Origin of the sequence: Streptomyces sp. LBL (genome assembly GCF_029893585.1) — a bacterium.
In the GTDB taxonomy this organism is placed as follows: domain Bacteria; phylum Actinomycetota; class Actinomycetes; order Streptomycetales; family Streptomycetaceae; genus Streptomyces.
The window spans coordinates 19,039-40,549 of the sequence record NZ_JARXYX010000050.1; the positions used below are offsets into that span (position 1 = coordinate 19,039).

At 69.4% G+C, this 21,511-nt stretch carries 20 protein-coding genes, 1 tRNA gene and 3 pseudogenes; 11 read left to right on the plus strand and 13 right to left on the minus strand.

Annotated features, from left to right (window positions below; all coding sequences use genetic code 11):
• Positions 1–190: 190 nt before the first annotated feature.
• Together M2271_RS39260 and M2271_RS39265 are read left to right on the plus strand one after the other, a co-directional pair.
• Positions 191–1,567 carry an ATP-binding protein gene (locus M2271_RS39260; protein WP_280892256.1) on the plus strand — a complete coding sequence of 459 codons (1,377 nt, stop codon included), beginning with the start codon at positions 191–193 and terminating at the stop codon, positions 1,565–1,567.
• Positions 1,564–2,244 (plus strand): response regulator transcription factor, encoded by a 681-nt coding sequence (locus M2271_RS39265; protein WP_015659563.1) that lies wholly within the window; start codon positions 1,564–1,566, stop codon positions 2,242–2,244. The genes M2271_RS39260 and M2271_RS39265 overlap by 4 nt, the downstream gene beginning before the upstream one ends.
• Positions 2,245–2,383: 139 nt before the next feature.
• On the opposite strand, the gene M2271_RS39270 is transcribed toward M2271_RS39265, so the two are convergent.
• Complete coding sequence (locus M2271_RS39270; RefSeq protein ID WP_280892257.1) at positions 2,384–3,070, minus strand: copper chaperone PCu(A)C; 687 nt, start codon at positions 3,068–3,070, stop codon at positions 2,384–2,386.
• A gap of 656 nt (positions 3,071–3,726) precedes the next feature.
• Between M2271_RS39270 and M2271_RS39275 the strand changes: the two genes are divergently transcribed.
• The 6 genes from M2271_RS39275 to M2271_RS39300 all read left to right on the plus strand — a co-directional run bounded on the left by M2271_RS39275 (position 3,727) and on the right by M2271_RS39300 (position 10,299).
• Positions 3,727–4,209: a CarD family transcriptional regulator gene (locus tag M2271_RS39275; RefSeq protein ID WP_003953493.1), complete on the plus strand. Its 483-nt coding sequence runs from the start codon at positions 3,727–3,729 to the stop codon at positions 4,207–4,209.
• A 319-nt stretch (positions 4,210–4,528) separates the two neighbouring features.
• Positions 4,529–5,305 carry a 2-C-methyl-D-erythritol 4-phosphate cytidylyltransferase gene (gene ispD, locus M2271_RS39280; RefSeq protein WP_280892258.1) on the plus strand — a complete coding sequence of 259 codons (777 nt, stop codon included), beginning with the start codon at positions 4,529–4,531 and terminating at the stop codon, positions 5,303–5,305.
• Positions 5,306–5,309: 4 nt separating this feature from the next.
• Positions 5,310–5,807 (plus strand): 2-C-methyl-D-erythritol 2,4-cyclodiphosphate synthase, encoded by a 498-nt coding sequence (ispF, locus tag M2271_RS39285; RefSeq protein WP_280892289.1) that lies wholly within the window; start codon positions 5,310–5,312, stop codon positions 5,805–5,807.
• 84 nt (positions 5,808–5,891) lie between these two features.
• Positions 5,892–7,292, plus strand: coding sequence for a cysteine--tRNA ligase (cysS, locus tag M2271_RS39290; RefSeq protein ID WP_280892259.1), 1,401 nt, complete (start codon positions 5,892–5,894; stop codon positions 7,290–7,292).
• A 167-nt stretch (positions 7,293–7,459) separates the two neighbouring features.
• On the plus strand, positions 7,460–8,401 hold the full coding sequence (rlmB, locus tag M2271_RS39295) for a 23S rRNA (guanosine(2251)-2'-O)-methyltransferase RlmB (RefSeq protein ID WP_280892260.1): 942 nt from the start codon (positions 7,460–7,462) through the stop codon (positions 8,399–8,401).
• A gap of 119 nt (positions 8,402–8,520) precedes the next feature.
• Complete coding sequence (locus M2271_RS39300; RefSeq protein WP_280892261.1) at positions 8,521–10,299, plus strand: DoxX family protein; 1,779 nt, start codon at positions 8,521–8,523, stop codon at positions 10,297–10,299.
• A 439-nt stretch (positions 10,300–10,738) separates the two neighbouring features.
• Here the strand turns inward: M2271_RS39300 and M2271_RS39305 are convergent, their stop codons facing one another.
• From M2271_RS39305 to ugpC, 3 genes are all read right to left on the minus strand, one after another.
• Positions 10,739–11,470, minus strand: coding sequence for a nucleotidyltransferase family protein (locus M2271_RS39305; RefSeq protein ID WP_280892262.1), 732 nt, complete (start codon positions 11,468–11,470; stop codon positions 10,739–10,741).
• Between the two features lie 97 nt (positions 11,471–11,567).
• Positions 11,568–12,020, minus strand: a complete 453-nt coding sequence (locus M2271_RS39310) for a hypothetical protein (protein ID WP_280892263.1) — start codon at positions 12,018–12,020, stop codon at positions 11,568–11,570.
• Positions 12,021–12,233: 213 nt separating this feature from the next.
• Positions 12,234–13,370, minus strand: coding sequence for a sn-glycerol-3-phosphate ABC transporter ATP-binding protein UgpC (gene ugpC / locus M2271_RS39315; RefSeq protein ID WP_280892264.1), 1,137 nt, complete (start codon positions 13,368–13,370; stop codon positions 12,234–12,236).
• Positions 13,371–13,611: 241 nt separating this feature from the next.
• On the opposite strand from ugpC, the gene M2271_RS39320 reads away from it, so the two are divergent.
• Positions 13,612–13,688, plus strand: a tRNA-Thr gene (locus M2271_RS39320).
• 923 nt (positions 13,689–14,611) lie between these two features.
• Here the strand turns inward: M2271_RS39320 and M2271_RS39325 are convergent.
• The 5 genes from M2271_RS39325 to M2271_RS39345 all read right to left on the minus strand — a co-directional run bounded on the left by M2271_RS39325 (position 14,612) and on the right by M2271_RS39345 (position 18,128).
• Positions 14,612–15,199 carry a CYTH domain-containing protein gene (locus M2271_RS39325; protein ID WP_280892265.1) on the minus strand — a complete coding sequence of 196 codons (588 nt, stop codon included), beginning with the start codon at positions 15,197–15,199 and terminating at the stop codon, positions 14,612–14,614.
• 21 nt (positions 15,200–15,220) lie between these two features.
• A complete protein-coding gene (locus M2271_RS39330) occupies positions 15,221–15,874 on the minus strand; it encodes a methyltransferase domain-containing protein (RefSeq protein ID WP_280892266.1) in 654 nt (217 codons plus the stop codon).
• On the minus strand, positions 15,792–16,433 hold the full coding sequence (locus M2271_RS39335; RefSeq protein ID WP_280892267.1) for a hypothetical protein: 642 nt from the start codon (positions 16,431–16,433) through the stop codon (positions 15,792–15,794). Before M2271_RS39335 ends, M2271_RS39330 begins: the two co-directional genes overlap by 83 nt.
• Positions 16,426–17,328 (minus strand): radical SAM protein, encoded by a 903-nt coding sequence (locus M2271_RS39340; protein ID WP_280892268.1) that lies wholly within the window; start codon positions 17,326–17,328, stop codon positions 16,426–16,428. Before M2271_RS39340 ends, M2271_RS39335 begins: the two co-directional genes overlap by 8 nt.
• A 107-nt stretch (positions 17,329–17,435) precedes the next feature.
• Positions 17,436–18,128 (minus strand): haloacid dehalogenase-like hydrolase, encoded by a 693-nt coding sequence (locus tag M2271_RS39345; RefSeq protein WP_280892269.1) that lies wholly within the window; start codon positions 18,126–18,128, stop codon positions 17,436–17,438.
• 98 nt (positions 18,129–18,226) lie between these two features.
• Here M2271_RS39345 and M2271_RS39350 point away from each other — a divergent pair, with 98 nt between their 5' ends.
• Both M2271_RS39350 and M2271_RS39355 read left to right on the plus strand, forming a co-directional pair.
• Positions 18,227–19,000, plus strand: coding sequence for an XRE family transcriptional regulator (locus M2271_RS39350; protein WP_280892270.1), 774 nt, complete (start codon positions 18,227–18,229; stop codon positions 18,998–19,000).
• Positions 18,987–19,454 (plus strand): annotated as a pseudogene (locus M2271_RS39355) (NUDIX domain-containing protein). Before M2271_RS39350 ends, M2271_RS39355 begins: the two are co-directional and overlap by 14 nt.
• Here M2271_RS39355 and M2271_RS39360 read toward each other — a convergent pair.
• The 4 genes and pseudogenes from M2271_RS39360 to M2271_RS39375 all read right to left on the minus strand — a co-directional run.
• A pseudogene (locus M2271_RS39360) lies at positions 19,442–19,594 on the minus strand (phosphohydrolase); the annotation flags it as partial. The pseudogenes M2271_RS39355 and M2271_RS39360 sit on opposite strands and share 13 nt — an antisense overlap.
• A 2-nt stretch (positions 19,595–19,596) precedes the next feature.
• Positions 19,597–20,073 (minus strand): annotated as a pseudogene (locus tag M2271_RS39365) (hypothetical protein); the annotation flags it as partial.
• Positions 20,070–20,549 (minus strand): GNAT family N-acetyltransferase, encoded by a 480-nt coding sequence (locus M2271_RS39370; protein ID WP_280892271.1) that lies wholly within the window; start codon positions 20,547–20,549, stop codon positions 20,070–20,072. The pseudogene M2271_RS39365 and the gene M2271_RS39370, both read right to left, overlap by 4 nt.
• Positions 20,546–21,505 (minus strand): aminoglycoside phosphotransferase family protein, encoded by a 960-nt coding sequence (locus M2271_RS39375; RefSeq protein ID WP_280892272.1) that lies wholly within the window; start codon positions 21,503–21,505, stop codon positions 20,546–20,548. The genes M2271_RS39370 and M2271_RS39375 overlap by 4 nt, the downstream gene beginning before the upstream one ends.
• Positions 21,506–21,511 lie beyond the last annotated feature (6 nt).

The window sequence follows — 21,511 nt, forward strand, 5'->3', positions numbered from 1 at the left end:
GCCCGGCACGGCTGTCGCCTGCAATACCGGTGCTTCGCTCCCCACGCTCCCACGTTCCGCCCCGTACGCGTCGGTTTCCGGCCCCTCAAATGAACCAATCCTGGCTCCAAGGTGAACTCTGGGCGACGAGTGTCCGAGGTCGCACTCGGACGGCTGTGGCCAGCGGCTCCCGCATGCCTAACCTGGGCGCATGGACGTGAACGCGGCGGTCGCCGCAGCAGCAGCGATCGCCGGGGTATGCACCGGCGTGATCGCCGTGCTGGCGTTCCGCTGGAGCGAGCGGGAGCAGAAACGCCCCACCCGCACCTCCCTGCACACCGACCCGGTGCTTCCGCCGGGCGTGGACACCGTGCTGTCCGTGCTCCGCTCCTCCGCGGTCGTCCTCGACGAGGCCGACGCCGTCGTCAAGGCCAGCTCCGCCGCGTACGCCCTCGGGCTGGTCCGCGGCGGCAGGCTCTCCGTGGAGCCCATGCTCCAGATGGCCCGGGACACCCGACGTGACGGGGAGATACGCCAGGTCGAGCTGGATCTGCCGAGGCGGGGGACCGGGCGGGGGGAAGCCCTCGCCGTTTCCGCGCGGGTGGCCCCGCTCGGCTCCCGGCTGGTGCTGCTCCTCGTCGAGGACCTCACCGAGGCCCGGCGCATAGAGGCGGTACGCCGCGACTTCGTCGCGAACGTGAGCCATGAACTGAAGACTCCCGTCGGCGCGCTCTCCCTCCTGTCCGAGGCGGTCATGGACGCCTCGGAGGATCCGGAGGCGGTGGAACGATTCGCCGGCCGTATGCAGATCGAGGCGACCCGGCTGACCAACCTGGTGCAGGAGCTCATCGACCTCTCGCGCGTGCAGAACGACGACCCCCTCGAAGACGCCGAACCGGTCCGCGTGGACGAACTGGTCGCCGAGGCCATCGACCGCTGCCGGCACCAGGCCGGCACCAAACAGATCACGATGGCCGCGAGCGTGGGGGTGCCCGCAGGGCACGATCAAGGTGCTGGGCGACGGGCCGGCGGCGCTGGGGACCTGCATGTCTGGGGCAACCGCGGCCAGCTCGCCGCCGCCCTCGGCAACCTCGTCGAGAACGCCGTCAACTACTCACCCGCCCGCACCCGCGTCGGCATAGCCGCCCGGCGGGTGAACTCGCCCGGCGGTGACATGATCGAGGTGGCCGTCACCGACCAGGGCATCGGCATCACCGACAAGGACAAGGAGCGCATCTTCGAGCGCTTCTACCGTGTCGACCCCGCCCGCTCCCGGCAAACCGGTGGCACGGGCCTCGGCCTCGCCATCGTCAAGCACGTGGCCGCCTCGCACCGCGGGGAGGTCACGGTGTGGAGCGCTGAGGGACAGGGCTCCACCTTCACCCTGCGGCTGCCGGAGGCGGGTGCGGCCCGCGACCGCGCGCACCAGCACCCCGACCTCGACGACTTCGACGATGTCGACGATCTCGGCGGTCTCGGCGGTCCCGACGAAGAGACCGGCCGATCCACCTCCCCCTCCCCCTCCACCGCCCCCACCCCCCAGTCATCCTCTTACGAACCGCTTCCTGCCCCGGAGGTCCTTCCGTGACCCGTGTGCTCGTCGTCGAGGACGAGGAGTCCTTCTCCGACGCCCTGTCGTACATGCTCCGCAAAGAGGGCTTCGAGGTCGCTGTCGCGACCACCGGGCCCGACGGACTGGACGAGTTCGAGCGCAACGGCGCCGACCTCGTCCTCCTCGACCTGATGCTGCCCGGGCTGCCGGGCACCGAGGTGTGCCGTCAACTGCGTGGCCGCTCCAACGTCCCCGTCATCATGGTCACCGCCAAGGACAGCGAGATCGACAAGGTCGTCGGGCTGGAAATAGGAGCCGACGACTATGTGACCAAGCCGTTCTCCTCCCGCGAACTCGTCGCCCGTATCCGGGCGGTCCTGCGCCGCCGGGGCGAGCCGGAGGAGGTCACCCCGGCCGCGCTGGAGGCCGGTCCGGTCCGTATGGACGTCGACCGTCACGTGGTGACGGTCTCCGGCTCCAAGGTGGATCTTCCGCTGAAGGAGTTCGACCTCCTGGAGATGCTGCTGCGCAACGCCGGCCGCGTCCTGACCCGCATGCAGCTCATCGACCGGGTCTGGGGTGCGGACTACGTCGGCGACACCAAGACCCTCGACGTCCATGTCAAGCGCCTGCGCGCCAAGATCGAGCCGGACCCGGGCGCGCCGCGGTACCTGGTGACGGTCCGCGGTCTCGGTTACAAGTTCGAGCCGTAAACCGTCCGACCACCTCGGGTACGACGGAAGGGCGGGACCTCTCGGTGAGGTCCCGCCCTTCCGTCGTACGACCACCGACCACCGACCACGATCACCGGCCACGGCCACCTGTACGACCACTCGGTGGCCGTACGGCTGCTCAGTGGCCCGCGGCCGGTGACTCCGACGTGCTCGCGGAGGAGGCGTCGGTCGGCGTGGCCGGGGAGCCGGCCGGGTTGGGAGAGCCCGTCGCGCTCTCGCCGCCGCCCGGCGTCCGACCGGTGCCCGGCTTCGCCGAACCACCCGGTGCCGCCGAACCACCCGGCGTCGACGGGACCTTGGTCGGGCCCCACTTGGTGAAGTAGTTCTCGGCAGGGACGACGAAGGCGCGCAGGCTCACCTCGCCGGTGTCGCTGAAGGTGAAGGTGACCTTCTGGGCGTTGCCGTTCTGGACGGACGTGCCGAGGTCGTTCAGCGCGGCGGAGGCGTTGCCCGGGCCGCCGAGGACGACGGAGCCGCCGGCCGGGACGGTCAGCCTGCCCTTGCCCTTCGCGGGCGTGATCTCGGCGGTGCCGCCGCCGGGGACGCTGATGGAGTCCAGGGTCTGGGCGGTGGGGCCGTTGTTGAACACGGTGCCGGAGATCACCGCCGGGCCCTCGACCTCGGGGTTGGGCTGGGTGATGACCACGATGTTCTGGAGCTTGATGGCCCCGACACTCGTGGCCGCGTTGTCCGGCTTGATCTCCAGGGTCTGGGCGTTGTTGCCGGCGCCGCACGCGGCGACCGAGGCGAGCGAGAACGCGATGGCGGCGGTGGCGAGGGCACCGCGTCGAAGGCTGCTGCTCACAGCGGCGGCAACTCCTTGACTCGAGCGAGGCGGCCGTAAAGCCGCTCTAAGTGTCTGTCAGCGGCCTCAGGTTACCGAGCCGTTCCCACAGCCCCGCACCCGACCCTCCCCTACGGCTCCCCTTCTCTCGGCACGGCGTAGCCACTCCGGTCACAAGTGGCTCAGGAGTCCCTTGTGACCGGAGCCGCTCAAGTGACTCAAGTGGCTCAAGTGACTCCTGAGTCACATTGAGCCGGGCGCTCGTCCGCCATTCGCATAAGCCTGCCCGGCGCGGTGTCACGGATTTTCCGTGGAGGAATCCATGAAGACCGGAATTGATCACCATCCGGGTGACCGGGAGGCCGGCTTGATCAATTCCGGATTGGCTCGCGCAGCCGACTCCGCACATCGAACGAAGTAGCGCAAGTCGCACGCTTGGAGGCGGACATATAGGGACGTTCAGCCGCTCAGGGGGACCTCTGGGTACGTGTGGCGTACGGGTTTCACCTCCCCCGGACAGCCGCTCCCACCTGCGAATACTTTCTTCCACTAGGTGGTCGAAGCACGTTCCTGTTGCTGTTGTCAAGCCCCGAGATGTGCCCTGACCTGCGAAAACGCCATTCAGAACACGCGGTTTCCGTGTTACTCTGGATAGCCACGGAAGGGGTACCTGTCACATGACGTTCAAGGTTGGCGACACCGTGGTCTATCCCCATCACGGGGCCGCGCTGATCGAGGCTATCGAAACTCGCCAGATCAAAGGCGTGGACAAGACCTACTTGGTGCTGAAGGTCGCGCAGGGTGACCTGACGGTGCGTGTGCCAGCGGACAATGCGGAGTTCGTCGGCGTACGTGATGTGGTCGGTCAGGACGGACTGGACCGGGTCTTCGAGGTGCTGCGCGCGCCGTATGCCGAGGAGCCCACGAACTGGTCCCGTCGTTACAAGGCAAACCTGGAGAAGCTCGCCTCCGGCGATGTCATCAAGGTCGCGGAAGTCGTGCGTGACCTGTGGCGTCGTGAGCGCGAGCGCGGACTCTCCGCCGGTGAGAAGCGCATGCTCGCCAAGGCCCGCCAGATCCTGGTGAGCGAGCTCGCGCTCGCGGAGAACACGAACGAGGACAAGGCCGAGGCCCTGCTTGACGAGGTTCTCGCGTCCTGACGCCGACGCAGGCCGCAGCAAGCAGCCCGCCCAGCTCAGCACAGTGAAATGCCGCGGTGCCCGATGACAGATCTCATGTCGCCGGGCGCTGCGGCATGTTCGCGCCCGGCGCCGTACGCAGAGTCCATCTCGGGGCAGAGTCCATCTCGGGGGAGACTCCCCGATACCGATACTGCCGATCAATACTGCCGATACTGTGCGTGCCGGGCCCCGCAGCAGGCTCGACCAGGGGTCACGGAAGGGTTCTGGTCAACCTGTCGTACCCGGCACGCTGGGGCCATACCCACGTAGGCCGAGCACACAAACCTGACAGGAACCGATGTCTGACGTTTCGCTCCCCGCGCCCGTAGAGAGCCGTACGACGAGCCGTACGACTCCTCGCGCCGCCGCCGTGATCCCGGCCGCCGGCCGGGGCGTACGCCTTGGCCCGGGCGCCCCCAAGGCGCTTCGCGCACTGAACGGCACGCCCATGCTGATCCACGCGGTCCGCGCGCTGGCCGCGTCCCGTGCCGTCTCCCTGGTCGTCGTCGTGGCCCCGCCCGACGGGGCCACCGAGGTCAAGTCGCTGCTCGACGCGCACGCGCTGCCCGAGCGGACGGACTTCCTGGTCGTCCCGGGCGGCGAGAGCCGACAGGAGTCGGTGAAACTCGGCCTGGACGCGCTGCCGCCCGACTACGACATCGTCCTCGTCCACGACGCCGCCCGGCCCCTCGTCCCGGTCGACACGGTCGACGCCGTCATCGAGGCCGTACGGGAAGGAGCCCCGGCCGTCGTCCCGGCGCTGCCCCTCGCGGACACCGTCAAGGAGGTCGAGCCGGCCGTGACGCCGGGCGAGCCGGAACCGGTCGTCGCCACCCCACAGAGGGCACGTCTGCGCGCCGTACAGACCCCTCAGGGCTTCGACCGCGCGACCCTGATCCGCGCCCACGAGACGGTCACCGACAACGTCACCGACGACGCGAGCATGGTCGAGCAGCTCGGTGAGACGGTCGTGACCGTGCCCGGCCACGAGGAGGCCTTCAAGGTCACCCGTCCGCTGGACCTGGTTCTCGCCGAGGCCGTCCTGGCCCGCAGGAGGCTCAACGATGGCTTCTGAGACGATGGCTTCCGAGACGGCCTACCCGCTGCCCCAGGTCGGCATCGGCACCGACATCCACGCCTTCGAGGAAGGCCGCGAGCTGTGGTGCGCCGGCTTGAAGTGGGAGGGCGAGGGCACCGGCCTCGCCGGCCACTCGGACGCCGACGTCGTCGCCCACGCCGCCTGCAACGCGCTCTTCTCCGCCGCCGGGCTCGGCGACCTCGGTCAGCACTTCGGAACCGGACGCCGCGAATGGTCCGGTGCCTCCGGCGTCACGCTGCTCACGGAGGCCGCCCGCATCGTCCGCGCGGCCGGGTTCACCATCGGCAACATCGCCGTACAGGTCGTAGGACCACGTCCGAAGATCGGCAAGCGCCGGGACGAGGCGCAGAAGATCCTTTCGGAGGCCGCCGGAGCTCCCGTATCGGTGTCCGGCGCGACCACCGACGGGCTCGGATTCCCCGGACGGGGGGAGGGGCTGATGGCGGTGGCGACGGCGTTGGTGGTGCGGACCGGCTGAGAAGGCCCCGACCCACGTCACGAATGTGTGCCCCTTGGCCGAAACGAGCACAGGGCATCGCTCCGCTCCTACTACCCTGGACCCGTGACTATTCGCCTGTACGACACCAGCGCCCGGCAGATCCGTGACTTCGCCCCGCTCCAGCCGGGCTGTGTCTCGATCTACCTGTGTGGCGCCACGGTGCAGGCGGCACCGCACATCGGGCACATCCGCTCGGGCCTGAACTTCGACATCATGCGCCGCTGGTTCGCGTACCGCGGCTATGCGGTCACGTTCGTCCGCAACGTCACCGACATCGATGACAAGATCATCGTCAAGTCGGCCGACCAGGGCCGCCCCTGGTGGTCGATCGGTTACGAGAACGAACGCGCCTTCGACGACGGCTACACCGCGCTCGGATGCCTCCCGCCGACGTACGAACCGCGCGCCACCGGGCATGTCACCGAGATGGTCGAGATGATGCGCGGCCTCATCGAGCGTGGCCACGCCTACGAGGCCGACGGCAGCGTCTACTTCGACGTGCGCTCCTGGCCCGCCTACCTGGAGCTGTCCCGGCAGGACCTGGACGAGATGCGCCAGCCCGCCGAGGAGGGCATCACCGGCAAGCGGGACCCCCGGGACTTCGCCATGTGGAAGGCCGCCAAGCCCGGCGAGCCCGACTGGGAGACCCCCTGGGGCCGCGGCCGCCCCGGCTGGCACCTGGAATGCTCGGCGATGGCGCACAAATACCTCGGCTCCGTCTTCGACATCCACGGCGGCGGCCTGGACCTGATCTTCCCGCACCACGAGAACGAGATCGCCCAGGCCAAGGCCTACGGCGACGAGTTCGCCCGGTACTGGGTGCACAACGCCTGGGTCACCATGAGCGGCGAGAAGATGTCGAAGTCGCTCGGCAACTCGGTCCTCGTGTCCGAGATGGTCAAGACGTGGCGTCCGATCGTGCTGCGCTACTACCTCGGCACCCCGCACTACCGCTCGATGATCGAGTACAGCGAGGAGGCCCTGCGTGAGGCCGAGTCCGCGTTCGCGCGGATCGAGGGCTTCGTGCAGCGCGTGGTGGAGAAGGCCGGGGGAGCCGTCGAGCCCTCCGCCCAGGTGCCGCCTGCCTTCGCCGAGGCGATGGACGACGACCTGGGCGTCCCGCAGGCCCTCGCCGTCGTGCACACCACCGTCAGGCAGGGCAACAGCGCGCTGGCCGCCGACGACAAGGAAGCCGCCGTGGCCCGCCTCGCCGAGGTCCGCGCCATGCTCGGCGTCCTCGGCCTGGACCCGCTCGACCCGCAGTGGGCCGGCGAGGCCGACCGCGGGGACGATCTGCACGGCGTCGTCGACAGTCTCGTACGCCTGGTCCTCGACCAGCGCGAGGCCGCCCGCGCCCGCAAGGACTGGACCACCGCGGACGCCATCCGCGACCAGCTCACCCAGTCCGGACTCGTCATCGAGGACAGCCCCCAGGGCCCGCGCTGGAGCCTCGGCCCGCGCTAGCGCCGCGACAGACGATGTTCGCCCCGTACCGCGGACATCGCCTGCCGCGGCCCTGGCCCGCCCACGATCCGGAAGATCGATTGTGCCGCCCGGGCCTCCGGGCGGCACACTGCACAGACGTACGTATTTACCAGAGCAACAGCACGCTTCTCACAGACAGGTAGGTCATGGCAGCCAACAACCGCCGCATGTCCGGCAAGAAGGGCGCGCAGGTCGGCAGTGGCGGCCAGCGGCGCAGGGGTCTCGAAGGCAAGGGCCCGACCCCGCCCGCCGACATGCGCAAGGGTCACAAGAAGAACCGCGTCGCGGGCGCGAAGGCCAAGCAGACCGTGCGCCGGCCCGCGCCCCGGGGCCGTGGTGGCAAGGCGTCGTCGGAGCTGGTCGTCGGGCGCAACTCGGTCGTCGAGGCGCTGCGCGAGGGCGTGCCCGCCTCCACGCTGTACGTCCAGCAGTTCATCGACAACGACGAGCGGGTGCGCGAGGCGCTCCAGCTCGCGGCCGAGCGCGGCGGGATCAACCTCATGGAGGCCCCCCGCCCCGAGCTGGACCGCATGACCAACGGCCTCAACCACCAGGGCCTCGTCCTCCAGGTGCCGCCGTACGAGTACGCGCACTCCGAGGATCTCGCCAACGCCGCCTACGACAACGGCGTGGACCCGCTCATCGTCGCCCTCGACGGCGTCACCGACCCGCGCAACCTCGGTGCCGTCGTCCGGTCCGTCTCCGCTTTCGGCGGCCACGGTGTCGTCGTCCCCGAGCGGCGCGCGGCCGGGATGACCGCCGGTGCCTGGAAGTCGTCCGCGGGTGCGGCCGCCCGTACGCCCGTCGCCCGTGTCACGAACCTGACGCGGGCCCTGGAGGCGTACAAGAAGGCCGGCATCGCGGTCGTCGGCCTGGCCGCCGACGGCGAGGCCGAAATCGGCGAGCTGGCAGCCCTGGGCGGCCCGGTCGTCATCGTCGTCGGCAGCGAGGGCAAGGGCCTGTCCCGGCTCGTGGGCGAGACGTGCGACGTCCGGGTACGGATCCCGATGCCGGGCGGGGCCGAGTCGCTCAACGCCGGTGTCGCGGCCGGGATCGTGCTCTACGAGGCCGCACGCCGACGCGCCTGAGCGGCTGTTCGACGTAGTCACCCACACGGGGTGTTCCTGGCGTCCAGGACAACCTTGACGGGGTCCGGACAGATCCACCCGGGTCAAGGCAGTGTCCTAACCACACATCACTCGGTTAGATGAGTGTGGACACCAGAACACCCCGCACACCCACGGGGGACGGCCCGTCGGGCTTCGACGACGCTCCCGCGCTGAGCATGGTGAAGGTGCCGAGCGATCCGGCGCAGATCATCGTCAACCATGCGAGCTTCCGCGTGCAGTTGGGCGCGTCGGCCCGGCGTACCCAGTCCCCGCGGATCGCGCGGCACGTGGGCGCCACCGAGGACACCGCGCGCATGCCTGCCGCCGGCCTGGCCGGCAGACCGGGCGCGAGCGCCGGCTCCCGCCGTCGGCCCGTCGTGTGGAGCGGCAAGTCCGCCCCCGACGACACCGGCGCCCACCGCCTGCTCCAGGCAGTACGGGGCGGCAGCGTCGGCCACGGCGAGGAACCCGCCCCGACCGCCGACGCCGGAGCCACTCAGGTCATCCCCCGCGTCGACGCCAACGGCGGCTACGGCGGCCAGGGTTACGCCGACGACGGATACGACGACCTCGCCCGGACCGTCGAGACCCCGGTCATCGGAGCCCAGCGCACCCCCGACGCCGACGGCACCCGACTCCTGCCGAACATGCGGACCGTGGGCAGCACCTACGACGAACTCGCCTACACGGGCGACGAGTTCGAGGAGCACGGGGGATACGAGGGACACGGGGACAACGGCACCGACTCCCGCCTCGGCTCCGACCCCCACACCGACCTCGACTCCGACCCCTACTCCGACCTCCACTCCGACCTCGACTCCGGCGAGAACCGGCGCGGCAGGCGCCACGGCGAGGACCACGCCCGGCACGCCTACTACCCGGGCCGCCGCATGAACCTCGGCGTGGTCCTCCTCCCCCTGCGTATCTTCCTGGGGTTCATCTCCATCTACGCCGGTATGGGCAAGCTCTGCGACCCGGTCTACTTCGACGGCGGCGAACGCGGCTCGATGGTGAAGTGGCTCAACACCCTGCACCCCTGGGAAGTCGCCGAACCGCTGCGCCAGTTCGCCCTCCAGCACCCCGTCGGCGCCGGGCTCGTCATCGCCTTCCTCCAGGTCATCGTGGGTGTCCTCACGGTCCTGGGCTGCTGGCAGCGGGTCACCGCGGTCGTCGGCGCCGGCCTGTCCGCCGCGCTCCTCGTCACCGTCAGCTGGAAGAGCCTTCCCGCCTACGACGCCCCCGACATCATCTTCCTCGCTGCCTGGTCCCCGCTGATCATCGCCGGCGCCCCCGTCTACTCCGTCGACGGCCGCCTCGTCGGCGGCGCCTGGCGGCGTCTCGGCCCCCGCGCCGACATCTGGGACCTGCGCGGCTACGTCCTGCGTCGCGGCGCCCTCATCACCGCCATCGTCACCGGCATCACCCTGCTGATCGGCTCGCTGCTCGGCGGCGCCGTCCGCGACGCCGACCGCGTGATCGTCCCCGGACCCGGCGAAGCCCCACGCAACGAACTGCCCGGCTCACCGCTCCCGCAGGAACCCGTCCAACGCCGCAAGGCCACCCCGTCGGCCTCCGGCTCGCCCACCCGGAGTGCCACCGCGCAAGCGGCCACTCCGACCGCCGACGCCACCACCCCGGTTCCCACCCGGGACACCGGCACCGTGTCCGGCGGCGGCGCGCCCAGCCAGACCCAGGGCACCGGCGGCCAGGTCCCGCCGCCTCAGCCGACCTCCCCGGTCGAGCAGGCCCCCAGTACCAGTTCCGGCCCGACGTCCGGCGGCAGCGCCTCCAGCGGTTCGACCGGCGGCTCGACAGGCGGCTCCAGCAGCGGAGGCTCCACCTCCCAGCCGGGCCTGGTGGGCGGCCTGTTGGGGTAACCCCGCCGGTGGGCCGAATCCTGGGCACGCCCGCCGGCTGAACCAACCATTGCCCATACGACGACGGGGTCCCGCACGGATGACGTGCGGGACCCTTGGTCATGCGGTACAGCAACGCCCGTCGGGAGTGCGGGGGCGGGAGCAGCGCCCGTCAGCCGTGCCTGTCGGGAGTGCGGGGGCGGAGGCAGCGCTCGTCAGGGTGTTGGGTGGTGAGCCGTGCCTGTCGGGAGTGCGGGGGCGGAAGTAGCGCCCGTCAGGAGTGCGGGGCCGTGGGCAACGCCCGGCAGGAGCCGGGTCGTCAGGGGCGCGGGGCCGTGACGTGGTGCGGCTCCGGCGCGTGGGCGCGATCAGCGACAGCGCGCCCGGCGCCGGGCGCCCGGCAACGTCCCCCTGGCCCCCTGGCCCCCTGGCCGCCTGGCCGCCTGGCCTCCTGACGCCCCTAACGCCCCAGCGAAGCCAGTTCCTTCGCCGCCTCCGTCAGATCCTTAGCGGTGTCGATCGCACGCCAATACGCGCCGTGCGGAATCGGAAACCCAGCCAGCCGCCGCTCCCGCGCAAGCTGCGGAAACGTCGTCCGCTCGTGGTCCCCGCGCTCGGGCAGCAGGTCGACGAACTCCGGTGAGAAGACATAGACACCCGCGTTGATCTCGAACGTCGACGGCGGCGCTTCCATGAAGTCGGTGACGTGCCCGAAGCCGTCCGTCCGCACCGCGCCCCACGGAATCCGCGGCCGCGCCAACGCGAGGGTCGCGACCGCGTCACGCTCGGTGTGGAAGTCCGCCATGTCACGGAGCGAGAAACGGGTCCAGATGTCGCCGTTGGTGGCGTACCAGGGCCGGTCGGGGTGGGGCAGGTGCGTGGCGGCGTACTTGAGGCCGCCGCCACGGCCCAGCGGCTCCGTTTCGACCGCCGTCGTGACGTTCACCGGCAGATCCGCGCTCTCCAGCCACTTCTGCAGGACGTCGGCGAGATGGCCGCAGCTGATCACCACGTCCGTCACGCCTTCTTCCGCGAGCCAGACGAGCTGATGGCCGATGATCGGAGTCCCGGTGCCGGGGATCTCGACCATCGGCTTGGGCCGGTCGTCGGTGTAGGGGCGCAGCCGGGAGCCCTGACCACCGGCCAGGACCACGGCTTGAACGGGGCGGGACGCGGCGTTCGGATCGGTCATGATCCGAACTGTACGGGGCGCCCCGCCCTCGGCCGGTTTCCGGCAGGGTTTCCTCAATCAGCCGTTGCCTCCCTCCCGTGGGAAGGGAGGGTCGCGCTCAGTTGTGCGCCGCCGCGACGCCCGTCGCGAAGGACGTGTCGCAGACCGGGCGGGCGTACGACTGCGCGCGCGTGGGCCCGTACACACGGACCGCGGCGCGGCCCAGGGCCCGGGCGATGGACGCACAGTGCCCGGCCAGCGTGGGACGGCCGTTGACGGCCTCCTGGAGGTGCGTGAGCGCGATGCCCGGGTCCTTCTCCTGGAGTTCCGTCAGGAGCTGGTCGCGCAGCACGTCCTGCGGGGCACGGGGCGCCCGCGGTTTGGCGTCCGCCAGGGTGGCGTCCGCTGCCGTGAGCACCGAGTTCGAGGAGTCCCCCGACCAGTTGACCCGGGTGACCGCGAGGGTCCCGGAGAGCACGAGGACGACGGGCAGAACGAGGGCGAGGGAGCGGCCGATCCGGCGAGCGGGGCCCCGGCCGCATCGCGTCGGTTGGTTCGTGGAGTGATTCACGCGTGTGAGGGTAGCGTGGGGTGATGATTTGGCGACATTCAGTCACCGGTTCGGGGGACTAAGTGGCGCCTTTGGTGGGCTGGTGGTTGACGCACAGTGCTCGAAATGACCGGTCTGCCGGGGTATTTGTCGACAACAAGAAGGGCCCCGCAGCGGTCTGCGAGGCCCTCTTCGTCAACGCGGGTGAATCACCCGGGGTGGTGCCGCCTGTCCTCAGTCGGAGAGGCGCTCGCCCGTGGAGGTCGAGAACACGTGGGTCTCGCCCGCGCGCGGTACGACGTGCAGCGTGGCGCCCTTCTCCGGGACCGCGCGGCCGCTGACGCGGACGACCAGGTCCTTGAGGTCGCCGTCGACCTTGGCGCTGCCGTAGACGTAGCCGTCGGCGCCGAGTTCCTCGACGACGTTCACAGAGACGGCGAGACCGGCCGGGGAGTCCTCGCTGTCCTTCGACAGGGCGGCGGCTGCGGCACCGTTGTGCTCGACGATGTCGAAGTGCTCGGGGCGGACGCCGACGGTGACCGTGGTGTCACCCTTGTCGGAGGCGGCCTTCAGGGTCTCGCGGTTGATCGGCACCACGCTGTTGCCGAACTTCACGCCACCGTCGGTGATCGGCACCTCGACCAGGTTCATCGCGGGGGAGCCGATGAAGCCGGCGACGAAGAGGTTCGACGGGCGGTCGTACATGTTGCGCGGCGAGTCGACCTGCTGGAGCAGACCGTCCTTGAGGACGGCCACCCGGTCGCCCATCGTCATGGCCTCGACCTGGTCGTGGGTGACGTAGACGGTGGTGATGCCGAGACGGCGCTGCAACGACGCGATCTGCGTACGAGTGCTGACACGGAGCTTGGCGTCCAGGTTGGACAGCGGCTCGTCCATGAGGAACACCTGCGGCTCACGCACGATGGCGCGACCCATGGCGACACGCTGACGCTGACCACCGGAGAGGGCCTTCGGCTTGCGGTCCAGGTAGTCGGTGAGGTCGAGGATCTTCGCGGCCTCCTCGACCTTCTGCCGGATCTCCGCCTTGTTGATGCCGGCGATCTTGAGCGCGAAGCCCATGTTGTCGGCGACCGACATGTGCGGGTAGAGCGCGTAGTTCTGGAACACCATGGCGATGTCCCGGTCCTTCGGAGGCAGGTGCGTGACATCGCGGTCACCGATACGGATGGAGCCGCCGTTCACGTCCTCCAGCCCCGCGAGCATCCGGAGCGAGGTGGACTTGCCGCAACCGGACGGACCGACCAGGACGAGGAACTCCCCGTCCTCGATGTCGATCTCGAGAGCGTCGACCGCGGGCTTGGTGGAACCCGGGTAGATCCGGGTCGCCTTGTCGAACGAGACAGTGGCCATGATGAAGGGCCCCCTTCTACCGGCAGGAACGTGCCGGACGATCCGTTGTAGGAAGGTGGTGAGCCGCCCCGGACAGGGCCCGGGGTGGTGTAGTCCACACGAGTGAACTGGGTCAGGACGGTACCCGGCGTTTGCCCGGCTGTCAGTACCTGGAGGAGTGTGAACTTCGGGGAAATTCTCGACGGGGCCGGTCCGCGGGATGGGTAGACTGCTCGGGCGCATGCGGGTCCGACGCGTGCGGGCCTCCTTAGCTCAGCTGGCCAGAGCAACGCACTTGTAATGCGTAGGTCGTCGGTTCGAATCCGACAGGGGGCTCCACGAAACCCCAGGTCACATAGCCCGTGACCTGGGGTTTCTGCTGTTCCGGGGCTGGTGTGCCGGATGGCCGGGGCGCGCCGGGAGGGCCTGCGTGAGCGGTCCCTGAGCGGAGCCGCTCAGGGACCCCTACTTCTTGGGCTTCCGGCGCTTGGCCTTCACGGCTTCCTTGGCCTGGGCTTTCGCCTTGTTGCTCGGCTTGGCGCCCTTGGGCCTGTCGGCGCTCTTGGCCGCAGCCTTCTTGGCCTTCTCCTTCTTCGCGGCCTTGGGTGCCGCCTTCTCGGCCTCGGCCTTGCGCTGGAGGGGGACGAGCTTCGCGGTGGCCTCGGCGGCGCTCCTGCCGACGTGGGGCAGGACGCTTAATGGTGACGTCGGTTATTGGAACTGTCCGAATGCCCTGGTGGTGGCTGTGAATGGGAGGGTGTCCCTGCTGGGCCGGGCACCATGCGTGGTGCCCGGCCCAACAGTCGGCGTACTTCTGATTGCGGATCCTTCGCTGTGAAGAGACGTCATGGGGCTACTTAGTTCTGCCATCGGCCTCACCCACGACGCAGCAGGCCGCCCCGCGCACGATGCTTACCAACGCGGCGTCCGCCAAGTTGCTCGGCTGTCGCGAACGTTCTCAACGGGACCGGACACGACGGTTCATCGTGGAGGAGGATGGCCTGCCAGACCTGCTCTTGCAGGGCCCGGACGCACGGGCCACAGGCGTACATCGCTGCCTGGACGCCGGCCACACTCACGGGGCCAATCCATAGAACACGAGTCCAGCGCTGGCCGCAGTAGAGCCAGCAGTACCCATCGGTCCAGCTGTTGCCGTCGTCGGTGTCCGCGGGTGCGGGCAAACCGCCGCGGGCGAACTCGGCGATGCCGGGTACGACCCGCGGCGTCACGGTCAGTTCCATAAACACGCTCGGTTCTCAAGATCACTCGCTCGGTGCAGCCGCCCCGGCTTGCTCCTGCTTGTCGGCGTCAGCGAAGAGGAGCGTGGGTTCGGCGAGGATGTCCCGGTTGGACTCGCTCTTGTAGATCTCGTCGACGCTGCCGAATCGTGCCTCGGTGTAGTCGAGGTCGAGCAGGGCGGCTGCCTGGCGGACCGATGCCTCGTCGGGCCCTTCGATCTCGACGAAGGTGGGGAGGTCCGGCCAGGTGTCGAAGTCGAAGGCGACTTCGCCCAGGCGCCACTCCTCGCGGTAGTTCTCCTGGTAGCGGACTTCGCGCAGGCCGACGTTGCGGAGGATCTCGGCCATGGCGTGCAGGTCGGACACCTCGGTCTCGATCTCGGTGGTGCCGTCGATCGTCGTGTAATCGGTGACCTGCTTCAGTGTGAGCGTGGAGCGGGTGGCCTCGTCCCTCAGACGGACCCAGGCGCTGCCTTCGAGGGCGTCGTTCTCGAAGATCTTCCGGGTAAGGAGGGTGCGCTCAAACGCCTTGACGGCTCCGAGCGCGATCAGTTTGGCCTGGAGGCCGGCGACGTCGACGGCGAGGAACTTGGCCTCGTACTCGTGCTTCATTAGGTCCTTCTTCCCGTAGCTCTAGGAGGGGGCGGACGCACGGGCGGCGAAGAGAAGGCCCATGCGGTGGTTGTGGTCCTGCAGCTGTCCGACGTGCGCCTGCTCGGTGAACTCGTTGGTCCGCAGGGTGAGCAGGACGTTCCAGTCCCCGATGAAGTAACGCCGGAGCTTCTCTGGGGATGTGTAGTGCTCCAGCACGTGGTGGCGTTGTGTGAGGGGCATCATGAACTCCGCGCCGAACAGACCGCCGGGCCGGACCTGGCGCTGCATGCGGTCGACGAACTCGCCCAACGGCCGGTGGTGGTTGGCACTGTAATGCCACGAGCAGCTCGTCCAGACAGCGTCGCAGGAGGCGGTGACGGGTTCGGAGACGAGGAAGTCCTCCTCCACGACCTGGACACGGTCGTGAAGCCCTTCTTGCTTCAGCCGCTCGATCATGCCCATCGCGTGACCGGTTCTGTCACCCGGGAGTTGGACCTCGCCGCCGTGGAGGGCGAGCGGGTCGCGCTCGATGGCGATGACGCGGTAGCCGGCTGCGGCCAGCGGCACGACGAGTCTGCCGTCGCTCGCGCCGATGACCGTCACGGTGGAGTCAGGCTCCGTACGCTCCTTCAGCGCGGCGAGGAACTGAGGGAAGAAGGTGAGGGTGTGCCGCCACATGCTGGGTGTCTGCACTGGCTTGCTCTCCTTGCGGGTGGGTGCTCAGGACGGCTCGGAGGACCTCGTCAGGGGTAAGGCCAGTGGTGTTCACGCGGTGCATCGGGAACGAGGTGTAGGCGTCGGTGATCTTGTCTGCGGTGATCTCGGCGAGGGCGTCCCAACGCGAGACAGGCTTGTCGCGCCTGGCGAGTCGGCGCTGGCGCTCGTCCTCCGCGCAGGCGAGGTAGTAGGTGACGGGACGCGGGATGCCTGGCGGCAGGGGTACGGAGAGGCGGGCTCCGAAAGCGCGGTGGTTAGCCAGGCAGCGTGCGAAGTAGCTCTCGACGACGACCGGGGTGCCGGCGGACAGGTACCGCTGGATCTGATCGGTGGCGGTGAACAGGGCCGAGAGGTAGAAGCACATGCGTGCCTCTGCGTTTCCCAGCCGGTCGACCTCCTGCCGCAGTGCCTGGTAGGCGGGTGGCACGGTCGGGACCAGCACCGCGCCACGGGCAGCCGCGAGCATGGGGGCGAGCGTGGATTTGCCGGCGCCGCGGAGCCCTTCGACGGACTCGAACGACGCCGGGTCAGACACGTCCGTACACCACGTCCGGCACCGCCAGCGTGAGCTCGTCGGTGGCGGACGGCCGGTGGTCGATGTGATCGGCGAGCTTGTCGTACCAGAAGGCATGCGAGTCCTTGCCGACAGCCTTGCAGGACATCGTGAGCGCGCCGCGCGGGTCGGCCTCGATCCGCTCGATCTCCACAGGGCCCCCGGCAGGGAGGCAGGCATCCGGCGCACCCCGCTCGGACAGGTCCTCGTCGAGGATCACCTCGATGTCCAGCTCGGCCGAGGCCAGGCCCTCCCGCAGACGGGTGTAGGCCGTGGCGTCGTTCACGAGGAGCTCGGGGTGATCCGCTGCGTTGCCAACAGGCCGAAGGCAATGGAGTTTCAGCTGCTCCACCCCGTGGTGCTGCAACGTGCGGGCGAGCGGCAGGACCTCGTCCATGTTGCGTGAGGTGACCGTCATGGTCGCGCCGGCCCGGACGCCGAGTTGCTGGGCGATTTCGAGGGCGCTCAGGGCACTCCGGTAGCTTCCGAACTTGCGGATCTTGTCGTTGGTCGTGCCGATGCCCTCCAGCGATACCCGGAGCAGGTCCAGGTCGGGAGCGATCTCAGTGAGCCGACGCTCGATCCGGTAGCCATTGGTACAGATCTCGACCCGCATACCCAGGTCCCGCTTGGCGTATCGGACGACCTGGGCGAGGTCGCGGTAGACGAACGGCTCGCCGCCCAGCAGGGTGACCGCCTCAGTGCCGTACTCGTCACGCATTAGCGTGAGGAGGTTGACCGCCTCGTCCGTGGTGAAGGCGTCGGCGTGCTGGAGCCGCTTGCCATGGAAGCAGTGCAGGCATTCAAAGTTGCAGCGGTAGAGCAGCTGCAGGTACAGCATCCGGATCCTGCGGATCCCAGTGACTTCGCTGATCACGAGGGTCTCCTTCGAGGCGCTTGCCTGGTGGGAGACCTGATATTGGCCGGACAGGTACGGACCCCGTCACCGCGTATCGGGACGCTCCGAGGACGTCCTGGGACGTTTCAGCGGGCGGAGAGCGCCTCCAGAATCCCGAGCACACGGCCGGTGTCCGTCATATCGGGCAGAACCGTATGGGCACCGGCGTCTGCCAGCTCTTGGGGGCTGTGGACGCCGGAGGCGACCGCGATGATCTCGGAGCCCGTGGAGAGTGCGGCCTCCACGTCCCTCGGGGTATCTCCGACGAGCACGACGGGCACGCCATCCGGGGCGCCCCGCAGCCGTTGGGCACGCTCCCGGGCGACAGGGACCAGGTCGGGGCGCTGAAGGGCGTCGGCCCCGTAGGCGCCAACTGGCAGGTCTAGGAGGGGATCAAGGCCGAAGGCCGCGACCTTCACGCGGGCGTTGTCCGCGATATTGCCGGTGAGCACCGACGAGACCCAACTGCTGCGTACGGAGACCTCCTTCAGGACTTCCCGCACGCCGGGAAGGGCTGTCCCCCGTCGGCTGAGATCGTAGAGACGCGCCTCCCCTGCGCCGGATAGCGCCCCCTCGATAGCGGTCCAGTCCGGCTCGGCCAGGCCGTTCCGTTGGAACATGTCGCGCATGATCAACCGGTCAGTACGCCCTTCCGTTCGCGCCGGCCCGGCGGGCGCCCTTCCCGCCAAGGCCCTGAAAGCGGCGGCGTAGATCTCCTTGCTGACCCCGGCGTTCTCGATGAGGGTGTGGTCGATGTCCCACAGGACGATGAGCTCCATGCACCCAGCGTAAATACAGCGGTCATTGCCCCCTCCCTTCTGAGAAACGTCCCGAAACGTCCTTGCCGCTCCTGACCGTCTCGGCTTGTATGGCACCTGTGAACGAGCGATTGCACTCCGTGCTCGCCCAGCGCGGAATCCCACCTGAATCACTCGCCGAAGTCTGCGAGGTGGACCCCAAGACCGTTGGCCGGTGGCTCGGCGGGCGCGTTCCCCATCCCCGCCACCGCTTTCGCGTCGCCAAGCACTTACGGGTGGAGGAACTGTTCCTCTGGCCCATGCCGGCGCCGAGCACGCCGCAGCAACTCGCTGGGGCCGGGCAGGAGCTGGTCGGGACCTACCAGAACCGGGCGAGCGTCCCGCGCGACACATGGCTGTCGCTGCTCAACGGCGCCCAGGAGCAGATCAGCGTCCTCGTCTTCTCCGGCACCTTCTTCGCCCAGTCCAACCCTCACGTCGCCAAGATGCTCGCCGAGCGCGCATCGAGCGGGGTGCGAGTGCGGCTCTGCTTCGGCGACTCGAAGGGCCAGGCCGCAGCAATCCGGGGCCACGAAGAGGGAATCGGCGACACACTCACCGCCAAGATCCGCGCCTCCCTGACCTACTACCGGCCTTTGTTGTCCGAGACCGGCTGTGAGGTGAGGCTGCACGACACCACGCTCTACACCTCCATGTTCCGGTACGACGATGACCTTCTGATCAACCCGCACATCTGGGGCCAGCCGGCCAGCGCCAACCCCCTCCTCCATCTCCGCAGAGCAGACACGGCGGGCTGGTTCGGCAACTACGCTCAGAGTTTCGAAGCTGTCTGGGCCACCGCACGGCCCTGGACACCCGACCAGGAGGGGCCCTCGCCGCATGGGCAGGACTGAGTACTACAACGACCCCAAGGCCCCCAAGGCGAACACGCTCATCCCCGCCAACAACCTGCTCGTCGTCGACGACAACGGCGCCATACTCCTCCAGCGCCGCCGGGACACCGGCCAATGGGCCCTGCCGGGCGGCGCCCAGGACATCGGCGAGACGGCGGCCCAGTGCGCCGTGCGTGAATGCCTGGAAGAGACCGGAATCATCGCCGAGATCACAGGCTTCCTGGGGGTCTACACGAACCCGAACCACATCGTGGCCTACACCGACGGCGAGATCCGCCAGTAGTACGAGAACACCTACATCGGCCGCCCCGTAGGCGGCGAGCCCACGATCAACGACGAAGCCGACGGCGTCCGTTACGTCCAGCCGAGCGAGCTGGACCAGTACGACATCCACCCCAGCATGCGCCAGCAGATCGGTGACTACCTCGCCGGCACGTACCCCTATCTGGGCTGAACCGCCAAGGCAGCCTCCACCCGGCCGACGGCTGCACCGATGTCCGGCGACGCCCTACGGATGAACCGCCCGACCAGACTGTCGGACCCGTAACGTCCGGTGATCTCGGCCAACCGAGCCTCGACCGTAGTGACCTTGCCAGGAAGACGGCGCCCTCGGTGGCTTCGGCGAGGAGTTGGGCGGGGGTCGAGAACCAGGACTCCGCGGGCACGCCCGTGGTCGGGTCGAAGCCGAGGTGAGCTGTGAACCATGTGGGTACGTCGGTGATGTTCACGCGGTGGTGGACCGGGCCGTCGGTCTCCCGCATGACGCGGACGTGGGGTTCCTCGGTGGGAGCGAAGTGGGTCGGGTGGCCGAGGAACGTCTTCGGGAGGTGCTCGGAGAGGAACACGGAGAGGCGCTCGGCGTGGTGGCGGACGTCCTCGGGGTGGAGGAAGAGTTGGAGGCGTGGGCCCCACTCATGGTCCGCGGAGCGGGGGGTGTCGAAGCCGAGGACCTCCGAGCCGCTGCCGATGCGCGCGGCCGAATGGGGGATTCGGGGAGCGGCCTGCTCCAGCAAGGGGCGGACGGCTTCGGTCCAGAAGCGGCGGGAGAGTTCCAGGCCCGGGAGGAAGGTCATGGGCCGGTTCCGAGGGCGGTGAGGGCCTCGTCCGTCAGGCGGTAGGCGGTCCACTCGTCCTGGGGGCGGGCGCCGATGGACTCGTAGAAGGCGATCGACGGGGTGTTCCAGTTCAGGACGGCCCATTCCAGGCGGGCGTATCCGCGTTCGACGCAGATGCGGGCCAGTGCGGCGAGGAGCGCCTTGCCGTGGCCGACGCCTCGGACGGTGGGGCGGACGTAGAGGTCCTCCAGGTAGATGCCGTGGACTCCGCGCCAGGTGGAGAAGTTGAGGAACCAGAGGGCGTAGCCGACCGTTTCGCCCGTGGTGTCGTCCACGGCGAGGTGGGCGTGGGCGGCGGGGTGGTCGGCGAAGAGGGCCTGGTGGAGTTGCTCCTCGGTTGCCTTCGCATCGGCCAGGGAGTTCTCGTACTCGGCGAGTTCGCGGATCAGGGTGTGGAGGGCGGGGACGTCTGCGGGGGTGGCGGGACGGATCATTTTGTCACGCTAGTCCAACGCTGGTCCCGGACTTCGCGGGTCGTGGTGACCCGCGAAGTACGGGGCTGGTCGCCCGGGTTCCGCAGGCGCCTGGCGATCTCCAGTTGCTCCGGCTGCAGCGGGCGGCCGTCCTCGATCTCCCACAGGCAGTTCTGGAGGACCCGGCCCAGGGTCCAGGCGCGGGCCCGGGCGCGGTCGAGGGCGAGGACGTCGGTCATCGCGTCGAAGCGGGGGCGGATCTCGGCGGGGTCGAACCGGTTGGAGAGGGCGGGGAGGAGTTCGAAGCCGGGGTCGCCGGCGAGGGGTTTCGGGTCGATGGCGAGCCAGGGGGCGCGGTCGGCGGCGAGGACGTTCTCGTAGTGGAGGTCCCAGTGCAGGAGACGGTCGCCGGGGTCGGCGGCGACTTCGCGCAGGGCGGCCGCGCAGTCGGTGAGCAGGCGGCGGGACTCGGGGTCCGGGACGCGCGTCAGCGCCGGAGGCGTGTCGTCGAGCATGGTGCGGGCGATGTCGCCGAGGCGGCGCAGGCCGGGGGGTGCGGGAGTGGCGGTGAGGTGGGCCAGGAGCCGGGCGATGATCAGGACGGCTTCGCGGGCGTCGGGGAGCTGGGACAGCATGCGGGTGGGGTCGAGGCGGTCCAGGAGCATGGTGCCGGTGGGCTCGTCGTGGCGGAGGAGGCGTACCGCTCCGTCGCCGTTCCAGGCGCGCAGGGCGATGGGTTCGCCCCGGCTCTCCTCGTCGAGGAGCTGCAGTTTCAGGGCGGCCGGGGTGTCGTCCGTGCGGCGGACGACGGGCAGGACCAGGGCGGAGACGCCGTGCATGGGCCGGCCGTCGAGCCGTAGTTCCCAGCGGTCCAGGAAGTCCGCGGCCAGGTCGGGCAGCCGGGCGATGAAGGCGCGTCCCGCGGTGCCGTTGTACTTCTCCTGTGCCGCTGCCAGTCCGTGCGGAATGTCGATCACGTACGG